Annotated in this window: 1 pseudogene; it reads left to right on the top strand. The window is 68.5% G+C overall.

Features of this window, described 5'->3' with window-relative positions:
• Nucleotides 1-756, top strand: a pseudogene (locus tag E4099_RS32570) (hypothetical protein); the annotation flags it as partial.

Genomic DNA, 756 nt, shown 5'->3' on the forward strand with positions numbered 1-756 from the left:
CTGCAGGGTGCGGTCGGCAACCGTGCGGTGTCCCGTCTGGTCGCGCAGCGCTACACCGCTCCGGTGAAGACGCCGGCGGCTCAGGCGCCGGGTTTCCGCAGGGTGAAGTCGGATGTGGCGGCGAAGAAGCAGAAGGTCGCACAGCATCCGCCGGCGGTGGCCGAGTCCAAGGCCGCGCAGGACGCGGCTGTCGCGCCGCCGGATGACAAGGAGGCGCAGGGCAAGGCGGCGAACGCGGAGAAGATGAACGCGGCCAAGCCGGGTGCGTTCGACAAGGCCGCGTTCGTCAAGGCGGTCAACGAGGCGATCGAGAAGCAGGCTCCCAAGAACCTGGACGACGCGGAGAAGTTTTCTAAGTCAGGGAAGGCCGAGCAGGTCAAGGAGCAGGTCGACGGCAAGGTCGGTGAGGGGAAGAAGTCCTCGGCCAAGGACATCGAGACCACCACCAAGGCGCCGCCGGACCTGTCCAAGGCCAAGGACAAGCCGGTCACCCCGCTCACGCCCGATCAGCCGCCCGCCAACCCGGGCGCCCCCAACGCGGCCGATGCCGTGCCCGACAAGCAGCCGGCCTCGGTCACCGACTTCTCGCAGGGCCCCAAGGCCAACGATCAGGCGATGGCGGAGGCGGATGTCACCGAGGAGCAGCTGAAGAAGGGCAATGAGCCGGCGTTCGACCAGGCGTTGTCGGAGAAGAAGAAGTCCGAGGAGCATTCGGCCAAGGCCCCCGCCCAGGCCCGGGGCGCCGAGGCTCAGCAG

The sequence above is a fragment of the Streptomyces palmae genome, from assembly GCF_004684805.1.
Lineage (GTDB): Bacteria > Actinomycetota > Actinomycetes > Streptomycetales > Streptomycetaceae > Streptomyces > Streptomyces palmae.